We start from the raw sequence: 20,299 nt of genomic DNA on the forward strand, positions 1-20,299 counted from the left end.
CGCTCTCTCCCTTTGTCGTCTGCTGCCGGCGGCTGTCCTCCGTCGTCAGTCAGATCATGCCGGACGGTCGGCCTCGGCGCTGGACCCGGCCGTTGCTTCCGCGCCGGATGCCGCCGCCGCGGACGCCTTGCGGCGGTGCTCGGCCGCCTTCTCCTCGTGGATGCGCGCCATGCGCAGGTGGTACTCCGGTTTGTCCTGTTCGTAGATGTCCGGGATGCCGTCGAGGTCCTCGTCGAGCTCCTCGGCCGCGGTCAGCGCCCGGTACTTGCGGTCGCGCAGCTTGAGCAGCACGCTCGCGACGATCGCGGCGATGAGGGAGCCGAACAGGACGGCGGCCTTGATCTCGTCCGTGAGGGTGGCGTCGCCGGCGAAGGCGAGTTCGCCGATCAGCAGCGAGACGGTGAACCCGATGCCGGCGAGCGAGGCGACGGCCAGGACGTCGGGCCAGGCGAGGTCCTCGTTCAGTTCGGCCTTGGTGAAGCGGGCGGCGAGCCAGGTGCCGCCGAAGATGCCCACCGTCTTGCCGACGACCAGGCCGAGGACCACGCCGAGGGTCTCGGGCCGGGTGAAGACCTGTGCGATGGCTTCGTCGGAGAGGGAGACGCCGGCGGAGAACAGGGCGAAGAGGGGGACGGCGAGCCCGGCCGAGACGGGCCGTACGAGGTGCTCGACGTGCTCGCCGGGGGACTGGCGCTCGCCTTCCCTGCGCGAGCAGCGGAGCATCAGGCCCATCGCGACACCGGCGATGGTGGCGTGGACGCCGCTGTTGTACATCAGGCCCCAGATGACCAGGGCGAGCGGGACGTAGACGTACCAGCCGCGCACCCCCTTGCGGAGCAGGAACCAGAAGAGGACCAGGCCCACGACCGCGCCGCCGAGAGCGAGGAAGTCGATCTCGCTGGTGAAGAACACCGCGATGATCAGGATGGCGAAGAGGTCGTCGACCACGGCCAGGGTCAGCAGGAACGCGCGCAGGGCGGACGGCAGCGAGGTGCCGATGACCGCGAGGACGGCGAGCGCGAAGGCGATGTCGGTGGCGGTCGGGACGGCCCAGCCGTCCGTGGAGCCGTTGCCTAGGGTGTTGACCAGGACGTAGACCAGCGCGGGCACGGCCATGCCGCAGACGGCGGCGATCACCGGGAGGGCGGCCGCCTTGGGGTCCCGCAGGTCGCCCGCGACGAGTTCGCGCTTGAGCTCGATGCCGGCGACGAAGAAGAAGATCGCGAGCAGTCCGTCGGCCGCCCAGTGCTGGAGCGAGAGGTCCAGGCCCAGGGCGGCCGGGCCTATGTGGAAGGAGCGGACGCTGTCGTAGCTGTCGGCGATGGCGGGGATGTTCGCCCACAGGAGGGCGGCGATCGCGGCCACGAGGAGCAGCACACCGCCGACGGTCTCGGCGCGCAGGGCGTCGGCCACGAACCGGCGCTCGGGCAGTGAGAGCAGGCCGAGCAGCTTGCGGCGGGGGGTGGGCGTGGCCACGGGTGGGCACCTCCGGATGGTCGACGGCATGACAAAACCTGTTGCCGACCAGACTTCCCGGCGCACCCTGTTGAAAATTTACGCTTTCACTACTTTACAGGGCACACGCAAGGTCTTACTGGATGATCGTTACTTTAAGCGCGAAACGGGCATCCGGCGCGTCGCGCCCGATGCCCGTCCCGTGATCGCTTCGGCGGGGGATCAGTCCTCGCTGCCCGCCGCGGGCAGCTTGCTCTGGATCAGGTCCATCACCGAGGAGTCGGCCAGCGTGGTGACGTCGCCGACCGCGCGGTTCTCGGCGACATCGCGCAGCAGCCGCCGCATGATCTTGCCCGAGCGGGTCTTCGGCAGCTCCTGGACCGGCAGGATCCGCTTCGGCTTCGCGATCGGGCCGAGGGTGGCGCCCACGTGGTTGCGCAGCTCCGCGACCAGGCCCTCGGTCTCGGAGGCGGTGCCGCGCAGGATCACGAACGCCACGATGGCCTGGCCGGTGGTCTCGTCGGCCGCGCCGACCACGGCCGCCTCGGCGACCGAGGGGTGGGAGACGAGCGCCGACTCGACCTCGGTGGTCGAGATGTTGTGGCCGGACACCAGCATCACGTCGTCCACCCGGCCGAGCAGCCAGATGTCGCCGTCCTCGTCCTTCTTGGCGCCGTCGCCCGCGAAGTACTTGCCCTCGAAGCGGGACCAGTACGTGTCGATGAACCGCTGGTCGTCGCCCCAGATGGTGCGCAGCATCGACGGCCACGGCTCGGTGAGGACCAGGTAGCCGCCTCCGCCGTTCGGGACCTCGTGCGCCTCGTCGTCCACGACGGTGGCGGAGATCCCGGGCAGCGCGCGCTGCGCCGAGCCCGGCTTGGTGTGGGTGACGCCCGGGAGCGGCGAGATCATCATCGCGCCGGTCTCGGTCTGCCACCAGGTGTCCACGATCGGACAGCGGTCGCCGCCGATGTGCTTGCGGTACCAGACCCAGGCCTCGGGGTTGATCGGCTCGCCGACCGAGCCCAGCACGCGCAGGCTCGACAGGTCGAACTTCGCGGGGATGTCGTCGCCCCACTTCATGAACGTGCGGATGGCCGTGGGCGCCGTGTAGAGGATGGTGACGCCGTACTTCTGCACGACCTCCCAGAACCGGCCCTGGTGCGGGGTGTCCGGCGTGCCCTCGTACATCACCTGGGTGGCGCCGTTGGCGAGCGGCCCGTAGACGATGTAGGAGTGTCCGGTCACCCAGCCGATGTCGGCGGTGCACCAGTAGACGTCGGTCTCCGGCTTCAGGTCGAACACCGCGTGGTGGGTGTACGCGGCCTGCGTGAGGTAGCCGCCCGAGGTGTGCAGGATGCCCTTGGGCTTCCCCGTGGTCCCCGAGGTGTAGAGGATGAAGAGCGGGTGCTCGGCGTCAAAGGCCTGCGGGGCGTGCTCGGTCGACTGGCGGCCGACGATCTCGTGCCACCACACGTCGCGGCCCTCGGTGAAGGCGGTGTCCTGGCCGGTGCGCCGCACCACCAGCACGTTCTTGACCTGCGGGCACTTGCCGACGGCCTCGTCGATGGCGGGCTTGAGGGCGCTGGGCTTGCCGCGGCGGTAGCCGCCGTCGGCGGTGATCACCAGCTTGGCGTCGGCGTCCTGGATGCGGGAGGCCACGGCGTCGGCGGAGAAGCCGCCGAAGACCACCGAGTGCGCGGCGCCGACGCGGGCGCACGCCAGCATCGCGACGACCGCCTCCGGGATCATCGGCAGGTACACGGCTACGCGGTCGCCGGCCCGCACGCCCAGCTCGGTCAGGGCGTTGGCGGCCCGGGAGACCTCGTCCTTGAGCTGCGCGTAGGTGATCGACCGGCTGTCGCCGGGCTCGCCCTCGAAGTGGAGGGCGACGCGGTCGCCGTTTCCGGCCTCGACGTGCCGGTCCACGCAGTTGTACGCGACGTTCAGCTTGCCGTCCGCGAACCACTTCGCGAAGGGCGGGTTGCTCCAGTCGAGCGTCTCGGTCGGCTCCGTGTCCCAGGTCAGCCGCCGGGCCTGCTCGGCCCAGAAGCCCAGCCGGTCCGCATCGGCCTGTGCGTACGCAGCCTCGGTCACATTGGCGGCGGCGGCCAGATCGGCGGGCGGTGCGAACCGCCGCTCCTCCTTGAGCAGATTGGCCAGGCTTTCGTTGCTCACGACATCTCCCTTTCCCAGGGTGTCCGTTGTGTCCCCGGGGCATAGCTCATCAGTCAGACGTCCAGGTGACAAGGGCTAGCCGGAAATTGGTTTAGACCTATATCACGTGCGGGCCCACGCGCGAGTGGCCCCTTCCCGCTGCAGGTGCGGAAAGGGGCCACTACGGTGCACGGAATCCGGAGGGTATCGGTTCACACCCGGCCGGACGCCACGCTGTGGCCTGACTGCGCCGGTCCGCGCCCGGTAGGACGGACGCTGTCGAAGACCCGGCAGTCGAAGAAGTCCTCGCCCTCGGAGAGCAGGTACGCCTGCGCCTCGCCCACGTGGAAGTACATCCCGTGCAGCTCCAGGGTGCCCTCGGCGAGCCGCCGGGCCACCGACTCGTGTGCCCGCAGGTGCTCCAGCTGCTGTACGACGTTGGTCAGGCAGAGCTGCTCGACCGCGTCCGCCGGGAGCCGCCCGGAGATCCGGGCCCAGGCGTGGTGCCGGCTGGCCATCCGCTCCAGGCTGGGCAGCCCGTGCCGCAGCCAGCGCCGCAGCGGGGTCATCGGCGCGTCCGGCGTGCTGTTCAGCAGCGCCTGCATGGCCCCGCAGCCGGAGTGCCCGCACACCGTGATGCTGTCCACCTTCAGCACGTCCACGGCGTACTCGATGGCCGCCGCGACCGAGTCGTCCGTCGCCTCGGCCCCCGGCAGCGGGACCAGGTTGCCGACGTTGCGGACCGTGAAGAGGTCGCCGGGGCCGCTGGCCGTGATCATGCTCGTCACCAGACGGGAATCGGCACAGGTGAGGAACAGTTGGGAGGGCCGCTGCCCCTCGCGGGCGAGCCGGGCCAGCTCATCGCGGACATGTGGGGCGGTATCCCGCTGGAACGCGCTGATTCCGCTGGCCAGTCGGCCCGCCCCGCTACGGCGGGGCTCCGCCTGGGCGTCGCCGGCCGCGCCCGCGGCTTCCGCCGCGCTGGGCATCGTAAGATCGTCGGCCGAGCGGTGGGCGCAGTGGTTCTGCCACGGGGTCCAGGGACGACAGCAGTGGTGCGCCCCGCGCCCGTGCCGGTCCGTCTCGGGGATCTTGGCGCCGGAGCGGCCGGTGACCTCCACCGAGCCCCCGTGCGCCACATGGGAGTCCTGCCAGTCCTGGAGCGTCTCGTACGCCGCGTGGTCCATGAACGAGCCGTCGAGCTCGACCACCGCCTCCCCGTCGTGCGGGATCTGGTTCAGCACCCGGCTCAGGCGCGGCACCGCGAGGAAGGTCAACTGCCCGCGCGCCCACACCCGGTGGACTCCGTCGAGCTCCTCCACGGTGATCCGCGTCCGGGTCAGCCGGTACAGGGCCAGCGCCACGGCGACCGCGATGCCGATCGCGACCCCCTCCAGCACCCCGCCGAGGACGACGCCCGCGATGGTCGTGGCGTAGACGAGAACCTCCCGGTGCCGGGTGACACTGCGCAGGTGGTTGATGCTGACCATCTGCACGCCCACCGCCATCACCAGCGCGGCCAGCGCCGCCAGCGGGATCAGGTCGAGGACCGGCACGAGCAGCCCGGCCGCGATCAGCACCCACAGCCCGTGGAACATGGCCGATTTCCGGCTGGCCGCACCCGACTTGACGTTCGCCACGCTGCGGACGGCCACCCCCGTGACGGGCAGCCCGCCCAGCGCTCCGGAGACGATGTTGGCCGCGCCCTGGCCGCGCAGCTCGCGGTTGAGATCGGCGCGCGGCGGGCGGTTCGCCGTACCGCGCTCGGAGGCGATCAGCTTGTCGGTCGCGACCGCCGACAGCAGCGACTCCACGCTGCCGACCAGCGTGATCGTCAGGACGGCGGCGATGATCCCGAGGACCGGGCCCTCGGGCAGCTCGGGCAGGGCGTGGCTGCGCCAGGACGGCAGGTCCACCCGGGGCAGGCTGAGCCCGGCCAGCGCCGCGAACGCCGTCGCGGTGGCGACGGCGGCGAGCGCGGCCGGCACCTTGCGCAGGGCCTTCCCGGCCCGCCCGGGCAGGCGCGGCCAGCCGAGCAGGACGACCATGGTCAGCGCGCTGATGCCGAGCGCGACCGGATGCAGATCGGCCAACTGCGCGGGCAGGGCCTGGACGTTGGCGACGACGGAGCTCTGCGGGGTGCCGCCGAGCACGATGTGCAGCTGGGCGATGGCGATGGTCACGCCGATGCCCGCGAGCATGCCGTGGACGATGGCCGGGCTGACCATCAGCGCCGACCGGGCGGTGCGCAGCAGGGCGAGACCGAGCTGGCAGCAGCCGGCGAGCACCGTGATGGCACAGGTGGTCCGCCATCCGTAGCGCTGGATCAACTCGGCGGTGACGACGGTGAGTCCGGCGGCCGGTCCGCTCACCTGGAGCGGGGCGCCGCCGAGCCGCCCGGCCACGATCCCGCCGACGGCGGCGGCCACCAGACCGGCCTGGAGCGGGGCGCCGGTGGCCAGGGCGATGCCGAGGGAGAGCGGCAGGGCGATCAGGAAGACGGCGATGGAGGCGGACAGGTCCGCCGGGAGGTCGGGGGGAAGCCGGGAGGGGAGGCCCTTGGCGGTGCGTGGCGGGGAGGTGGCTGTCATAGGTCCCGTCTCCTCGGGGGAGGGGTGAAGCGGCGGGAGTCTCAACGCTCAGTAAACGGATGGTAATGGAGAGTAAAGGGTAGTGGAAGGAAATGCGGGCAAATGGCCTACGAATTACCACTCCAGAGTGATTAAGCATTTTGTACGGCTTGTCACATCTTCCTCACGGTGGACCGCATGGGACGTTGCGGCGCGGAAGTCCTGCGATGGAACTGCGAGGGAGAGGTGGACGGATGATCACCGCCACGAAGAAGATCGCCGGTGGCCTGGTCACCGCGACGCTGGTCCTGTGCGCTGCCGGGTGCTCGGAATCCGCCAAGTCCCCGTCCGGCGGGCGCGGCGGCCCGAACGGCGCCGCCGCGCCGGTGGCCCCCGGGAGCGTCCTGCGGCCCATCGGCGACGGCTCGACCGCGTACACCGGCCCGCAGCCGAACGTACAGAAGGCGCAGAAGCTGAAGCCCGGTGAGAAGCCGCCGCAGTTCGTGGTGTTCTCGTGGGACGGGGCCGGCGAGGACAGTCAGAAGCTCTTCTCCCACTTCAGGGAGGTCGGCAAGGAGTACAACGCCCGCATGACGTACTTCCTCAGCGGCGTGTACATGCTCCCGGAGGAGAAGAAGGACCTCTACACCGCCCCGCAGCACTCCTCCGGCCGCTCCGACATCGGCTTCGGAGACCTCCAGGGCATCAAGGACACCGCCACCCAGGTCCGTGCGGCCTGGATGGAGGGCAACGAGATCGGAACCCACTTCAACGGCCACTTCTGCGGCCCCGACGGCGGCGTCGGCACCTGGTCGGTGGAGGAGTGGAAGAGCGAGATCAGCCAGGCCAAGTCGTTCGTCAAGAACTGGAAGACCAACGCCGGCCTGAAGAGCATGGACCCGCTGCCCTTCGACTACGACAAGGAGCTCATCGGCGCCCGCACCCCCTGCCTCGAAGGCCAGAAGAACTTCATGCTGGCGGCCAAGGACCTCGGCTTCCGCTACGACTCCAGCGGCATCAGCAAGCAGATCTGGCCCAAGAAGACGGACGGTCTCTGGGACCTCCCGCTCCAGCTCGTGCCCATGCCCGGGCGTGCTTTCGACACGCTGAGCATGGACTACAACTACATGGTCAACCAGTCCGGCACGACCTCGCAGGGCGACCCCTCGCAGCACGCGTACTGGGGCGAGCAGATGCGTGACGGACTGCTCCAGGCCTTCGAGCGGGTCTACCAGGGCAACCGCGCGCCGCTGATCATCGGCAACCACTTCGAGTCGTGGAACGGCGGCACCTACATGCGCGCCGTGGAGGACTCGATCAAGAGCATGTGCACGCAGAAGGAGGTCCGCTGCGTGCCGTTCCGCGAGCTGGCCGACTGGCTGGACGCGCAGGACCCGAAGGCCCTGGAGTGGATGCGCACCCTCGACGTCGGCGAGGCGCCGAAGGAGGGCTGGACGAAGTTCCTGACGGCGGGGCCGCCGCCGAAGCCGGCCGCCCCCGCCGAGGCGAAGCCGGCCGGGGGCCCGGAGGGCTCGGACGCGGCGGAGTCCTCGGAGTCCTCGGAGTCCGAGGAGGGCTACTGAGGAAGGCTGCTGAGGAGCACCGCTGACAACTGCTGGTGACGAGCGCTGCTGACGGACCTAGCCGGAACTGCTGACGAGGTTCCCCGTCAGCTCCTCCAGTCCGCTCGCCAACCCCTCGTGGAGCACGAACGCGGGGTCGACCTGGGCCGCCAGGTCGACCCCGGTCTTCGCGTTGCCCCAGCTCTCGGCGTTGCGCAGGTGGAAGTGCACCATCTGCTCGGTGTACCGGGCCCAGTCGCGCTGGGCGTACGAGTCGTCCGCCGCGTCCTGGAGCGTCTGGAGGGCGAATCGGTTCGTCGCCTCCAACAGCTCGAAGGCGGCCGGGCGGCCCTTCTCCATCGCCCGCACCCAGTCGGAGTGCCCGACGGTGACCAGCAGGTCCTCGCCCACCTCGTCCTGGAGGAACTCGATGTCCTCGGGGCCCTGGACCTTGTTGCCGACCACCTTCAGGCAGACGCCGAAGTCCCGCGCGTACTCCTTGTACTGGCGGTAGACGGAGACGCCCTTGCGGGTCGGCTCGGCGACCAGGAAGGTCATGTCGAAGCGGGTGAACATGCCCGACGCGAAGGAGTCCGAGCCGGCCGTCATGTCGACGACGACGTACTCGTCGCGGCCGTCGACCAGGTGGTTGAGGCACAGCTCCACCGCCCCGACCTTCGAGTGGTAGCAGGCCACACCGAGATCGGACTCGGTGAACGGCCCGGTGGCCATCAGCCGCACCGGCTCCCCGTCGAGTACGAGGGTGCGCGCGCAGGCCTCGTAGACGGGGTTGTCCTCGGAGACCCGCAGCAGACGCGAGCCGGATCCGGGCGGGGTCGTCTTGATCATGGAGTCGGCGGACGCGATGCGCGGGTTCGCGCCGCGCAGGTACTCCTTGATCAGCGGCAGGTGCGCACCCATCGCGGGCAGCGCGGCGGCCTCGTCCTCGCCGAGCCCGAGGGCGGCGGCGAGGTGCTGGTTGATGTCGGCGTCCACCGCGACGACACGGGCTTCATTGGCGGCGAGGTGGCGGATGAAGAGGGAGGACAGCGTGGTCTTCCCGCTGCCGCCCTTTCCCACGAAAGCGATCTTCATGTTCACCAAGCGTAGCGGCATGGTCGCGTTGAGTGGCTTGGGTGAGTGAAGAAGACCACTCCAAGGAGGGGTCGGTGCTATGGGCGGACAGTGCGTAGGCTCCCTACTTATGAGTAGCGCTTCCGACCCCCTGGCACCCCTGGGTTCGCTCCCGGGCGTGGCCGAGTCCGTGGATTCCGTACGCAAGGCAGTGGACCGGGTCTACGGGCACCGGGTCATGCGCCGCCGCAGCGGGGAGATCACCTCGGAGGCCGCGCTGCGCGGCGCCCGGGGGAGCGCGGCGCTGTCCGGCGCGGACTGGGCCCTGGAGGAGGTGCGCCGCCGGACCGACTTCGGCGCCGAGTCCGAGGCGCGCACGGTGGGCGCGGCGCTGCGGCTGACGGCGGAGGCCGGGCAGCTGCTGAGCATCTGGCGCCAGTCGCCGCTACGGGTCCTCGCGCGGCTCCACCTGGTCGCGTCGGGCTCGACGGCCGACGGGGACACCGTGGGCCGCCCCCGTCTGGCGGGCGAACCGGTGGACGAGCCGCTGATCACCCTGCCGCTCCCGGGCGCGGACGAGGTCGCGGGCCGGCTGGACGGGCTGTCCCGGCTGATCATCGCGGGCGGTTCGGCCCCCGCGCTGATCACGGCGGCAGTGGTGCACGGTGAACTCCTCGCCCTGCGGCCGTTCGGCTCGTACAACGGCCTGGTCGCGCGGGCGGCGGAGCGGATCGTCCTGATCAACAGCGGCTTGGACCCGAAGGCGATCTGCCCGGCGGAGGTAGGCCACGCCGAGCAGGGCCGGGAGGCGTACCTGGCGGCCTTCGAGGGCTACGTCTCCGGCACCCCGGAAGGCATGGCGGTCTGGATCGCCCACTGCGGCCGCGCGGTCGAACTCGGAGTCCGGGAGTCGACGGCGGTCTGCGAGGCCCTCCAGCGAGGCGCGGCGTAACCCCGCACCTCCCCGGACACGGGTTGCGGCGACACCGTCAAACTTTGGTGTCGCCGCTGGCATTTACGCCCAGTTACCAAGCGTCCTCGATATATGCCCATCAGGTCGGGGACTTTGCCCGTTACCTGGTGCGGCTGGCCCGTAATCGACGGGTCGACGTCGCGTGGGTGCTCGGCGTTCATGCTTCGGTCCGTGGGCCTTACTGCGTTTTAAAGATGATCCTCTCGGATGTTCTTTGGTCTCGCGGGCCGTGACTCCTTTGTACTCCGCTTCCGACCCATGCGAAACCCCTGCCCCGACTTCTTTACTTTCCGCCCCATTCCCACATCAACCGGACACCCCCGCATCCCCCCAGCTCACCCCCCGGGCAGGCTGTGCCGCCGCCCGAGGCGCGAGGCGTGCGCGGCGGGCCAGTCAGGCTGCGGTCTGGACCGCCGGCTCATTCCAGCCACGCGCCCGTCCGGGACCCCAACCCCCTCCATCCCGCTCACCGGCGCCCCAAATCCACGCCCCGCCGCCGCTTGAGCCACGGGCCCGGGCGAAGTCCGGGGGTTTCGGCCCGTCCCGCTTTGGGCCAGCCCCGGGCGGAATCCCAGCGGCTTCGGCCGTCCAGCTTTCTGGGCCAGGCCCGGGCAGAGCCCGGGCGGTTTCGGTCCGTCCGGCCTTTGGGTCAGCCCGGGCGGAGTCCCGGCGGTTTCGGCCGTCCAGCTTTTTGGGTCAGCCCGGGCGGAGTCCCGGCGGTTTCGGCCCGTCCGGCCTTTTGGACCAGGGCCGGGCGGAGCCCGCGGGGTCCAGCCCGTCCCGCGTTTGAGGACCGGGTCCGGGCAGAGCCCGGGAAACGGTGAAAGGGCGGGGCGGGGAGAAGACCCGCGCAGCGGCACCCGACGGCGACGAGCGGCCGGGGTCAGGATCAAGGTCGGGCGGGACACACCCGACGCGGGTCGGTGTCAGGCGGGATCCAGCCCCGCCTCAGGGCTGGAGGGGATCCGGCCCCGCCCTCAGGGCTGGAGGGGATCCGGCCCCGCCCTCAGGGCTGCGTGGGATCCGGCCCCGCCTCAGGTCCGGGCAGGAGCCGGCCCCAGGCCGGCCCCGGGCGGGGCAAACCGCAGGGTCAGGCCGAGGCGGCAGCCGAAAGGGCCCGCCGCCGACTGGCGTACCAAACCAGCCCGGCGGTAGCAGCGGCAGCGCCCACGGCCGCGGCAGCGACCAACGCCGGCCGCCCACCCATCGCAAACCCCGGCAGCCGCTGCTTCAACCGCACCGGCCTGTTGAACACCAGCACCGGCCACTCCCGCGCCACCGCCTCCCGCCGCAACGCCCGGTCGGGATTCACCGCATGCGGATGCCCCACGGCCTCCAGCATCGGCACATCCGTGATCGAGTCGCTGTACGCGTAGCACCGCGCGAGGTCGTACCCCTCGGACTCCGCGAGCTCCCGCACGGCCTCCGCCTTCGTCGGCCCGTACGCGTAATAGTCGATCTCCCCGGTGAAGCACCCGTCCTCGCCGACCACCATCCGCGTGGCGACGACCCGGTCCGCGCCGAGCATCTCGCCGATCGGCTCGACCACTTCCGCGCCGGAGGTCGACACGATCACCACGTCACGGCCCGCCGTGTGGTGGGCCTCGATCAGGGACGCGGCCTCGTCGTAGATGATCGGGTCGATGAGGTCGTGCAGGGCCTCGGCGACGATCTCTCGCACCTGCTGCACGTTCCACCCCTTGCAGAGGGCGGACAGGTACTCCCGCATCCGCTCCATCTGGTCGTGGTCGGCGCCGCCGGCCAGGAAGATGAACTGGGTGTACGCGGTGCGCAGCACGGCCCGGCGGTTGATCAGGCCGCCTTGGTAGAAGGACTTGCTGAACGTCAGAGTGCTCGACTTCGCAATGACCGTCTTGTCCAGGTCGAAGAAGGCTGCGGTACGAGGCAAGGAGTGCGGCAAGGGCTGGTTTTCCACGCCCCGAGCATATGCGCCCACCATTCGGCGTAAGGTGTGGCGCGTGGGTTTGCCTGAGAAGGCTCTCGGGTACACCATGGAAGTCACGGATCGTTCGCGACCGTGCTAACCCGGTCTGGCTCCTCCCCCCCCCGAGTCGGACCGTGGGGACGACCCCCGCTCTCCCCCCCGGCGGGGGTCGTCGCATGTCCGGACGCGGTTTGCGTCCTCTGCCTTCGGCCCTTGGTGACCATCTCCCCGGCCCTTCCTCTTCGGTGGCCCGCGTGCCGCCGGCCCTCACCCCGTCAGACGCGTGACGCTCCGTAGTTGTTCCGGCGCGCTCTGGAACTCACCTGATGGGGTGGCGGAGTTATTCACAACGGCCCGGTTGTCCACAGTTTTCGGGCAAGATCCACTTCTTTTTCCGGATCCCGTCACCGTGATTCCAGCCGCGAAGTCCGCGGCCTTCGGATTTGCGGTGAGAAGGGGGCGGAGATCGTGGCTGGATCGAAGTCGTGTGAAGTGCCGGAGCGTGTGTTCGTCGGTGGGAACAGGCCGTCGGCCCGTGTGGGCGCGGCCGGGGCCGGTGGCGGACGGCCGCTGATCATCACCGAGGACCCCTTGCTGCTCGACGACCTGCTGCGGCTGTGCGCCGCCGCGGGCGCCGAGCCGCATGTGCACCATGCGGTGCCCGAGCAAAGCGGGACCGGCGGTGCCGGGGGTGAGGCAGTCGCCGGTGAGGCGCGCGGGGGAGTCGGATGGGAGTCCGCGCCGCTCGTCCTCGTCGGGGACGACGCCGCCCGGCGGGCGCGCGGGGCGCCGCGCCGGGACGGGGTGTTCCTCGTCGGCCGGGAGCTGGACGACCCCCTGGTGTGGCAGCGGGCGGTGGAGATCGGCGCCGAGGAGGTGCTGCGGCTCCCCGACGCCGAGAACCGGCTCGTCGACCGCATCGCCGATGTGGTGGAAGGGGCCGGGAAGCCCGCCCTCGCCGTCGGGGTGATCGGCGGCAGCGGCGGGGCCGGAGCCTCCACCCTCGCCTGCGCCCTGGCCATCAGGGCCGCCCGGGCCGGGGAGCGCACCATCCTCATCGACGGTGACCCGCTCGGCGGCGGCATGGACGTACTGCTCGGCGGCGAGGGCGCCGAGGGGCTGCGCTGGCCGGACTTCGCCGGCTCGCGGGGCCGCGTCGGCGCCGGAGCGCTGGAGGAGTCCCTGCCCGAACTGCACGCGCTGAGGGTGCTCAGCTGGGACCGGGGCGAGCGGGTGGTCGTGCCGCCCGCCGCGATGCGGTCCGTCGTGGCCGCCGCCCGACGGCGGGGCGGGGTCGTGGTGGTCGACCTGCCGCGCCGGGTGGACGAGGCCGTGGCCGAGGTGCTGGCCCAGCTGGACCTGGTGCTGATGGTGGTTCCGGGCGAGCTGCGGGCGGTGGCCGCGGCGGGCCGCGTCGCTGCCGGGGTACGGATGGTCGCCCGGGACGTCCGCGTCGTCGTACGGGGCCGCTGCCCGGGCGGGCTCGATGCCGAGGCGGTCGCCGGCCTGCTGGGCGTCCCGCTGGCCGGCGAGGTGCCGGTCGAGGTCGGCCTGCCCGGGAGGGTGGCCGAGGGAGAACCGCCCGGGTCGCAGCGGCGCGGCGCGCTGGCCCGGTTCTGCGACGGCTTCTGGCAGCGGGCGCTCGGCCCCGCCCAGGGGGTGCCGGCATGAGCGCGGTACTGCTGGACGCGGTGCGCCAGCGCCTCGCCGAGAGCGGGGCGGAGCCGACCCCGGCCAGGGTCGCGGCCGCCCTGCGGGCCCAGGGCCGGCTGCTGGGCGACGCGGAAGTACTGGGTGCCGCCGCCGAGTTACGGTCCGAGCTGGTCGGCGCGGGCCCCCTGGAGGCGCTGCTCGCCGATCCCGAGGTCACCGACGTGCTGGTGGCGGCCCCCGATCGGGTGTGGGTGGACCGGGGCGGCGGGCTGGAGCTGACCGAAGTGACCTTCCCGGACGCCGAGGCCGTGCGCAGGCTGGCCCAGCGGCTCGCCGCCGTCGCGGGACGGCGGCTGGACGACGCCCGGCCGTGGGTGGACGCCCGGATGCCGGACGGCACCCGGCTCCATGCGGTCCTGCCGCCGGTCGCGGTCGGGTCCGCCTGCCTCTCCCTGCGCGTGGTGCGGCCCCGCGCGTTCACGCTGGAGGAACTCGTCGCGGCGGGAACACTGCCGCCCGGCGGACAGAAACTGCTGCGGGCGATGGTGGAGGCCCGGCTGTCGTTCCTCGTCTCCGGCGGGACCGGCACGGGCAAGACCACCCTGCTCAGCACCCTGTTGGGGCTGGTGGGCCCGGCGGAGCGGATCGTACTGGCCGAGGATTCGGCCGAGCTGCGCCCCGACCATCCGCATGTGGTGCGGCTGGAGACCCGGCCGGCCAACCAGGAGGGCGCGGGGCTGGTCACCCTGGCCGATCTGGTCCGCCAAGCGCTGCGGATGCGGCCGGACCGGCTCGTCGTCGGGGAGGTCCGGGGGGCCGAAGTGGCCACTCTCCTCGCCGCGTTGAACACCGGGCACGAAGGCGGCTGCGGCACCGTCCACGCGAACGCGGCCGCGCACGTCCCGGCCCGGCTGGAGGCGCTCGGGACGGCCGCCGGGCTGGATCGGGCCTCCCTGCACAGCCAGTTGGCGGCCGCGCTGAGCCTGGTCGTGCATCTCGTCCGGGACCGGGACGGGCGCCGCCGGGTCGCCGAGGTGCATGTGCTGGAACGGGATCCGGCGGGGCTGGTCGTCACGGTGCCCGCGCTGCGCTGGGCGGCGCGCGGGTTCGTACGGGAGCGGGGCTGGGAGCGGCTGCGACCGCTGATGGGCGGTGCGCGGTGAACGCCGGGGCGGCGCTGCCGGTGCCGGTGTTCGCCGGGGTGCTGTGCGCCGGAGCGGCGGCCTGGGGGCTGGCCGGGGGCGACCGGGTGTCCCGGCGGGCCCGGGTGCTCCTGGCTGGAGGCGGCCCCGTGGTGCCGGGCGGGCCGGTGCGCTGGGAGCGGCTCGTGGTCGGGGTTCGGGTGCGGGCGGCAGGCCGGCGCGAGTGGGGCTGCCTGGGCGTCGGTCTCGTGGTCGCGCTGCTCGGCGGGTCGGTGATCCCGGTGGTGCTGGGCGCGGCGGCCGTACCGCTGGTGCGGCGGTGGCTGCGGGCCCGGGAGCGGGAGCGCGCCCGGGCGGCCCGGGCGGCGGAGGTGGTGGCGCTGTGCGGGGCGGCGGTGGGCGAACTGCGGGCCGGAGCGCAGCCCGGGCAGGCGCTGACCGCGGCGATACGGCGTACCGCGTCGGGCCCGGGCGGCCCGGGCGCCGCGGAGGCCGGGGTGCTGGCTGCGGCGGCGTTCGGCGGGGACGTACCGGGCGCGCTGCGGCTGGCGGCCCGGGAGCCGGGCGCGGAGGGGCTGGCCGGGATGGCGGCCTGCTGGCGGGTCTCGGTGGACGGCGGCGCGGGCCTGGCGGCCGGGCTGGACCGGCTGGAGGGGGCGCTGCGGGCCGAGCGGGACCGGCGGGAGTCCCTGCGGGCCCAACTGGCCGGAGCCCGCTCGACCGCGGTGGTACTGGCCCTCCTCCCACTGGTGGGCCTGCTCATCGGCACCGGGCTCGGGGCGGACCCGCTGCGCGTGCTGCTGCACACCCCGGTCGGGTGGGGCTGCCTGGGGGCGGGCGGGGTGCTGGAGGCGCTGGGGCTGCTGTGGTGCCGGCGGATCGTGGGAGCGGGGGAATGGTGATGACCGGATTCGTGGTCCACAGGCTGGGGATGGCGCTGTGCCTCGCGATGGCGGTGCTGTGCGCGGGGTCGGCGGTGGCCGCCCGGATACGGGAGCGGGCGGCCCGCCGCCGGATCGGCGTCCTGCTGGCGGTGTTTCCGGTGCGGCGTGGGCCGGTGTTAGACCGGCGGATACGGGGCCTGGCACGGGCCTGGGCCTGGCCGGCCGGGGCGCTGCTGGCGGGCTGGGCGCTGGTCGGCGGCGCGGTGGGCGTGCTGATCGGCTGCGGGGCGGCGTTCGGGGCGTGGCGCTGGGCGCGCCGGGCGCGACCGCCGGCCGGGGTGGACCCGAGGGAGGCGGAGCGTCAGTTGCCGTTCGCGGCGGACCTGTTGGCCGCCTGCCTGGCGGCCGGGGCGGGGCCCGTGGAGGCGGCGGAGGTGGTGGGCGAGTCGCTGGGAGGCCCGGTGGGCGAGCGGCTGGCCCTGGCCGGGGCGGAACTCCGGCTCGGCGGCGAACCGGGGTCGGCGTGGGGGAGGTTGGCGGAGATACCGGGAGCCCGGGGGCTCGCGGAGTGCCTGGAGCGGGCGGCGCGCACCGGGGCGCCGGCGGCGGAGCCGGTCTCCCGGATGGCGGCGGCCCTGCGCGAGGACCGGACCCGCCGGGCGGGCGCCCGGGCACAGCGGGCGGCGGTGCTCGTCACGGCGCCGGTGGGCCTGTGTTTCCTTCCCGCGTTTCTCGCGGTGGGGGTGGCTCCGGTGGTGATCGGTATGGCTTCCGGGCTCCTCTCGAACACCTGAAATCACATCAAGAACATAAATCGACTGGAGGTTGACATGAGGATCATCTGGTTTCGTGTGCGGAAGGCGCTGAGCGGTCATCGGAGCGATGCGGGGATGTCCACTTCGGAATACGCCATGGGCACGATCGCGGCGTGTGCATTCGCGGCCGTTCTGTACAAGGTGGTGACGAGTGACGTGGTCTCCACGGCCCTTCAGTCGACCATCGGGAAGGCGCTCGATGTGCCGTTCTGAGAAAACTCCGCGCGACGGCGGATATGTGACGGCGGAAGCCGCGCTGGTCATCCCGGCTCTGGTTCTCTTCGCGGCGCTGCTGGTGTGGGCGCTGATGGCGGCGGCCGCGCAGATCCGCTGCGTGGACGCGGCCCGCGCCGGCGCGCGGGCGGCGTCCCGCTCGGAGCCGAGGGACACCGCTCTGGCGGCAGCCAAGGCTGCCGCCCCGCCGGGCGCGCAGGTGGCCCTGACCCGCTCGGGCGACCTCTGGCACGTCCGCGTAACAGCCCCTCCACCGGGCCCCCACACCCTCCCCTTCCGCCTGTCCGCCGAGGCGGCGTCCCTGGCGGAAGACACCGTGGGGCCACCGCCGTGACCACCGACCGGTGCCGGGAGCGGGGCTCGGCGACGGTGTGGGGCGCGCTGGTCGCGACGGTGCTGGTGGCGGTGTTCGGCGGCGTGCTGCTGCTCGGGCAGGCGGTGGTCGCGCGACACCGGGCCGCCGCAGCCGCCGACCTGGCGGCGCTCGCGGCGGCGGCGAGCTGGGCCCACGGCCCCGAGACGGCGTGCGCCACGGCCATGCGCGTGGCCCGCGCCCAGGGCGCAACGCTGACGTCCTGCACCCTGCGGGGCGAGATCTCCGAGATCTCGGCCCGCGCCCCGACGGGCCCTTTCGCCCCCGCCGCCACCGCCCGCGCGGGCCCGCCCCTGGCTCCCGCCGGGTGAGGGCGCCAGCCGCCGGGGGCCGGGGCGGTTCGCCCCGGCCGTCAGGCCCGGGCGGGCCGGCTCGGCTCCCGGGCGGTTCGCCACGGCCGTCAGGCCCGGGCGGGCCGGCTCGGCTCCCGCCGGGTGACGGCGTCGGCGGTCGGTTAGGCGCGCTGGTCGGCCTGTGGGTCCGGCCGGGTGGGGTTCGGGGTCGTCCGGCCTGACTGTCGGTGCCCGTGTGCACGGGCTCCCGGCGTGCCGCGGACGTGGGCCCAGACGAGCGCTCCGTCGGCGGAGAAGGCCGCCGAGCCGCTGTCCGGGTACAGGTGGTCCCGGCGGTCCTGGTACCCCTCGTACGCGGCGTGTACGGCCTCGCAGGAGCCTTCCTGGCAGCGGTGCCGGACCTCCGGGCCCCCGGGCCCTGCTCCAGGGCCATCAGGTCCCGCCCCTGGGCCGAGTCCCACCCTGATCCGATCCCTGCCCCCCGGGCCCACGCCCCAGGCCCACGCCGCCGGGCCCCGCCCCCGGTTCGGCCTAAGCCCCCGCCCCCGGTTCGGCCTAAGCCCCCGCCCCCGGTTCGGCCTAAGCCCCCGCCCCCGGTTCGGCCTAAGCCCCCGCCCCCGTGTCGGCAGCCGCCCCCGGTTCGGCCTCGGGAGTCGTCCCCGCCTCGGCTCCCGTCGCCGGGGCCTCCGACAGGAGTCGGGTCAGGAGGCGGATCGCGCCGCGTTTGTGCAAGGGGTCGTTGCCGTTGCCGCATTTGGGGGACTGGATGCAGGACGGGCAGCCGGCCTCGCATTCGCAGGCGGCGATGGCGTCGCGGGTCGCCGTCAGCCAGGCGCGGGCCGTGTGGAAGGCGCGTTCCGCGAAGCCGGCGCCGCCGGGGTGGCCGTCGTAGACGAAGACGGTCGGGAGCAGGGTGTCGGGGTGCAGCGGGACGGAGACGCCGCCGATGTCCCAGCGGTCGCAGGTGGCGAACAGCGGGAGCAGGCCGATGGAGGCGTGCTCGGCGGCGTGCAGGGCGCCGCCGAGGATCTCGGGGTTGATCCGGGCCTCGTCGAGCTGGTCCTCCGTGACCGTCCACCACACGGCCCGGGTGCGCAGGGTGCGCGGCGGCAGGTCGAGCTTCGCCTCGCCGAGCACCTCACCGGTGATCAGCTTGCGCCGCAGGTACGAGACGACCTGGTTGGTCACCTCGACGGAGCCGAAGCAGAGCCTGCCCTGGCCCCAGGGGATCTCGGAGTCGGTCTCCAGGACGGAGATGGCGGTGGTGTCGCGGGCGGTGGTGGAGTACGGCGGGCTGGCTTCCTCGACCAGCGCGACCGAGTCCTCCAGGTCGAGGTGCTTCACCAGGTAGGTGCGGCCCTGGTGGAGGTGGACGGCGCCGTCGTGGACGGAGGTGTGGGCGGCGTCCCCGTCGACCGTGCCGAGCAGCCGCCCGGTGGCGGCCTCGACGATCTGCACCGGGCGGCCCCCGCCGCCCCGGATGTCGGTCAGGTCGCAGGCCCGCTCCCGGCGCGTCCAGTGCCAGGCGGTGGCCCGCCGGCGGAGCAGCTTCGCGGCCTCCAGCTGCGGCAGCAGCTCCCGGGCGGCCGGGCCGAACAGGGTCAGGTCGGCCTCCGTCAGGGGCAGCTCGGCGGCGGCCGCGCACAGGTGCGGGGCCAGCACGTACGGGTTGTCGGGGTCCAGGACGGTGGCTTCCACGGGCTGCCGGAAGAGCGCGTCGGGGTGGTGGACCAGGTAGGTGTCCAGCGGGTCGTCCCGGGCGATCAGGATGGCCAGGGCGCCCTGCCCGGAGCGCCCGGCGCGGCCCGCCTGCTGCCACAGGGAGGCCCGGGTGCCCGGGTAGCCGGTGATCAGCACGGCGTCCAGGCCGGAGACGTCGACGCCGAGCTCCAGCGCGGTCGTCGCGGCCAGGCCGAGCAGCTCGCCGGAGTGCAGGGCCCGCTCCAGGGCCCGGCGCTCCTCGGGCAGGTAGCCGCCCCGGTAGGCGGCGACACGCCGGGGCAGGGAGCGGTCCACCTCGGCGAGCCGCTCCTGGGTGATCACGGAGATCAGCTCGGCCCCGCGCCGGGAGCGGACGAAGGCGACCGTCCGGACGCCCTGCACGACGAGGTCGGTCAGCAGGTCGGCCGTCTCGGCGGTGGCGGTGCGGCGCACCGGGGCGCCCTTCTCGCCGCGCAGCTCGGTCAGCAGCGGCGGCTCCCACAGCGCGAAGACCACTTCGCCGCGCGGCGAGGCGTCGTCGGTGACCTCGGTGACCGGTACTCCGGTCAGCCGGGACGCCGCGGCGGCCGGGTCGCTCGCGGTGGCGGAGGCCAGCAGGAACACGGGATCGGAGCCGTAGCGGGCGCACAGCCGCCGCAAGCGGCGCAGCACCTGGGCGACGTGCGAGCCGAATACTCCCCGGTAGGTGTGGCATTCGTCGATGACGACGTACCGCAGGGCCTTCAGGAACGAGGACCAGCGGGGGTGGGCCGGCAGGATCCCCCGGTGCAGCATGTCGGGGTTGGTCAGGACGTAGTTGGCGTACTGGCGCACCCATTCGCGTTCTTCGACCGGCGTGTCCCCGTCGTAGACGGCGGGGCGGACGGCGTTTGCGAGCGGGGCGGCCAGTTCCCGTACGGCGCGCCGCTGGTCGGCCGCGAGGGCCTTGGTGGGGGCCAGGTACAGGGCGGTGGCGCCGCGCCCGTTGGGGGCCTCGGCGCCGTCCGCGAGGGCCGAGAGCACCGGCGCCAGGTAGGCCAGGGACTTGCCGGAGGCGGTTCCGGTGGCGACGACCACCGACTCGCCGTCCAGGGCGTGCTCGGCGGCCGCGGCCTGGTGTTCCCACGGATGTTCGATCCCGGCGGCCGTGATGGCGGCCACGACATCCGTTCGGATGCGGTCGGGCCAGACTGCATGACGACCCGCCCGAGGGGGCAAGTGCTCCGTATGGGTGATGCGCGCAGCCCGCGAAGGCCCCCGTGAGAGCCGGTCCAGAACGGTTCCCGGGGCGGGTCGGGGGTCCGCTGGTGGCGTGGGCGGACCGGGGCGGTGAGTATTGGCCATTGGAACCGAGTGTGTCACTGGCGTGCGGGACAATGGTCCCAAGGCGTCGTGCGCGCCTGCCGGTAAGTGATTGAATGCCATCGCGGCAGCCAATCCCTCGCCTACCTTCGGGTGGGGAGGCCCC

15 protein-coding genes are annotated in these 20,299 nt (G+C 72.9%); 9 read left to right on the forward strand and 6 right to left on the reverse strand.

What is annotated here, in order from left to right:
- Positions 1-54 precede the first annotated feature (54 nt).
- The 3 genes from nhaA to OG982_RS16380 form a co-directional block, all read right to left on the reverse strand.
- Positions 55-1,476 carry a Na+/H+ antiporter NhaA gene (gene nhaA, locus OG982_RS16370; protein WP_266786142.1) on the reverse strand — a complete coding sequence of 474 codons (1,422 nt, stop codon included), beginning with the start codon at positions 1,474-1,476 and terminating at the stop codon, positions 55-57.
- A gap of 201 nt (positions 1,477-1,677) precedes the next feature.
- Positions 1,678-3,633, reverse strand: a complete 1,956-nt coding sequence (gene acs, locus OG982_RS16375) for an acetate--CoA ligase (protein WP_266786140.1) — start codon at positions 3,631-3,633, stop codon at positions 1,678-1,680.
- A 191-nt stretch (positions 3,634-3,824) separates the two neighbouring features.
- Complete coding sequence (locus tag OG982_RS16380) at positions 3,825-6,203, reverse strand: SulP family inorganic anion transporter (RefSeq protein WP_266948787.1); 2,379 nt, start codon at positions 6,201-6,203, stop codon at positions 3,825-3,827.
- A gap of 233 nt (positions 6,204-6,436) precedes the next feature.
- Between OG982_RS16380 and OG982_RS16385 the strand changes: the two genes are divergently transcribed.
- Positions 6,437-7,765 carry a hypothetical protein gene (locus OG982_RS16385; RefSeq protein ID WP_266786136.1) on the forward strand — a complete coding sequence of 443 codons (1,329 nt, stop codon included), beginning with the start codon at positions 6,437-6,439 and terminating at the stop codon, positions 7,763-7,765.
- Positions 7,766-7,822: 57 nt separating this feature from the next.
- On the opposite strand, the gene OG982_RS16390 is transcribed toward OG982_RS16385, so the two are convergent.
- Positions 7,823-8,839, reverse strand: a complete 1,017-nt coding sequence (locus tag OG982_RS16390) for an ATP-binding protein (protein ID WP_266786134.1) — start codon at positions 8,837-8,839, stop codon at positions 7,823-7,825.
- A 109-nt stretch (positions 8,840-8,948) separates the two neighbouring features.
- On the opposite strand from OG982_RS16390, the gene OG982_RS16395 reads away from it, so the two are divergent.
- A complete protein-coding gene (locus OG982_RS16395; RefSeq protein ID WP_266786132.1) occupies positions 8,949-9,770 on the forward strand; it encodes an oxidoreductase in 822 nt (273 codons plus the stop codon).
- Between the two features lie 1,111 nt (positions 9,771-10,881).
- Here OG982_RS16395 and OG982_RS16400 read toward each other — a convergent pair.
- Positions 10,882-11,751 carry an HAD family phosphatase gene (locus tag OG982_RS16400; protein WP_266791915.1) on the reverse strand — a complete coding sequence of 290 codons (870 nt, stop codon included), beginning with the start codon at positions 11,749-11,751 and terminating at the stop codon, positions 10,882-10,884.
- A gap of 522 nt (positions 11,752-12,273) precedes the next feature.
- Here OG982_RS16400 and ssd point away from each other — a divergent pair.
- The 7 genes from ssd to OG982_RS16435 are packed head-to-tail and all read left to right on the forward strand — an operon-like array spanning position 12,274 to position 17,148.
- Positions 12,274-13,407 (forward strand): septum site-determining protein Ssd, encoded by a 1,134-nt coding sequence (gene ssd, locus OG982_RS16405; protein WP_266791913.1) that lies wholly within the window; start codon positions 12,274-12,276, stop codon positions 13,405-13,407.
- The gene (locus OG982_RS16410) at positions 13,404-14,552 is read left to right on the forward strand and encodes a TadA family conjugal transfer-associated ATPase (RefSeq protein ID WP_266786130.1); all 1,149 of its coding nucleotides are present in this window, start codon (positions 13,404-13,406) and stop codon (positions 14,550-14,552) included. The genes ssd and OG982_RS16410 overlap by 4 nt, the downstream gene beginning before the upstream one ends.
- Positions 14,549-15,433: a type II secretion system F family protein gene (locus OG982_RS16415; protein WP_266786128.1), complete on the forward strand. Its 885-nt coding sequence runs from the start codon at positions 14,549-14,551 to the stop codon at positions 15,431-15,433. The genes OG982_RS16410 and OG982_RS16415 overlap by 4 nt, the downstream gene beginning before the upstream one ends.
- The gene (locus OG982_RS16420) at positions 15,433-16,209 is read left to right on the forward strand and encodes a type II secretion system F family protein (protein ID WP_266786126.1); all 777 of its coding nucleotides are present in this window, start codon (positions 15,433-15,435) and stop codon (positions 16,207-16,209) included. The genes OG982_RS16415 and OG982_RS16420 overlap by 1 nt, the downstream gene beginning before the upstream one ends.
- 36 nt (positions 16,210-16,245) lie before the next feature.
- On the forward strand, positions 16,246-16,443 hold the full coding sequence (locus tag OG982_RS16425) for a DUF4244 domain-containing protein (RefSeq protein WP_266786124.1): 198 nt from the start codon (positions 16,246-16,248) through the stop codon (positions 16,441-16,443).
- Positions 16,430-16,798 carry a TadE family type IV pilus minor pilin gene (locus tag OG982_RS16430; protein WP_266786122.1) on the forward strand — a complete coding sequence of 123 codons (369 nt, stop codon included), beginning with the start codon at positions 16,430-16,432 and terminating at the stop codon, positions 16,796-16,798. Before OG982_RS16425 ends, OG982_RS16430 begins: the two co-directional genes overlap by 14 nt.
- Positions 16,795-17,148 carry an Rv3654c family TadE-like protein gene (locus OG982_RS16435; RefSeq protein ID WP_266786120.1) on the forward strand — a complete coding sequence of 118 codons (354 nt, stop codon included), beginning with the start codon at positions 16,795-16,797 and terminating at the stop codon, positions 17,146-17,148. Before OG982_RS16430 ends, OG982_RS16435 begins: the two co-directional genes overlap by 4 nt.
- Positions 17,149-17,733: 585 nt before the next feature.
- On the opposite strand, the gene OG982_RS16440 is transcribed toward OG982_RS16435, so the two are convergent.
- A complete protein-coding gene (locus tag OG982_RS16440; RefSeq protein ID WP_266786116.1) occupies positions 17,734-20,256 on the reverse strand; it encodes a DEAD/DEAH box helicase in 2,523 nt (840 codons plus the stop codon).
- Positions 20,257-20,299 lie beyond the last annotated feature (43 nt).

Origin of the sequence: Streptomyces sp. NBC_01551, assembly GCF_026339935.1 — a bacterium.
Lineage (GTDB): Bacteria > Actinomycetota > Actinomycetes > Streptomycetales > Streptomycetaceae > Streptomyces.

Coding starts and splice junctions, on each gene's coding strand:
- OG982_RS16380 (WP_266948787.1), bottom strand. CDS start 6,203: ATGACAGCCACCTCCCCGCCACGCACCGCCAAGGGCCTCCCCTCCCGG.
- OG982_RS16385 (WP_266786136.1), top strand. CDS start 6,437: ATGATCACCGCCACGAAGAAGATCGCCGGTGGCCTGGTCACCGCGACG.
- OG982_RS16390 (WP_266786134.1), bottom strand. CDS start 8,839: ATGAAGATCGCTTTCGTGGGAAAGGGCGGCAGCGGGAAGACCACGCTG.
- OG982_RS16395 (WP_266786132.1), top strand. CDS start 8,949: ATGAGTAGCGCTTCCGACCCCCTGGCACCCCTGGGTTCGCTCCCGGGC.
- OG982_RS16400 (WP_266791915.1), bottom strand. CDS start 11,751: ATGGTGGGCGCATATGCTCGGGGCGTGGAAAACCAGCCCTTGCCGCAC.
- OG982_RS16410 (WP_266786130.1), top strand. CDS start 13,404: ATGAGCGCGGTACTGCTGGACGCGGTGCGCCAGCGCCTCGCCGAGAGC.
- OG982_RS16420 (WP_266786126.1), top strand. CDS start 15,433: ATGACCGGATTCGTGGTCCACAGGCTGGGGATGGCGCTGTGCCTCGCG.
- OG982_RS16425 (WP_266786124.1), top strand. CDS start 16,246: ATGAGGATCATCTGGTTTCGTGTGCGGAAGGCGCTGAGCGGTCATCGG.
- OG982_RS16430 (WP_266786122.1), top strand. CDS start 16,430: ATGTGCCGTTCTGAGAAAACTCCGCGCGACGGCGGATATGTGACGGCG.
- OG982_RS16440 (WP_266786116.1), bottom strand. CDS start 20,256: ATGGCATTCAATCACTTACCGGCAGGCGCGCACGACGCCTTGGGACCA.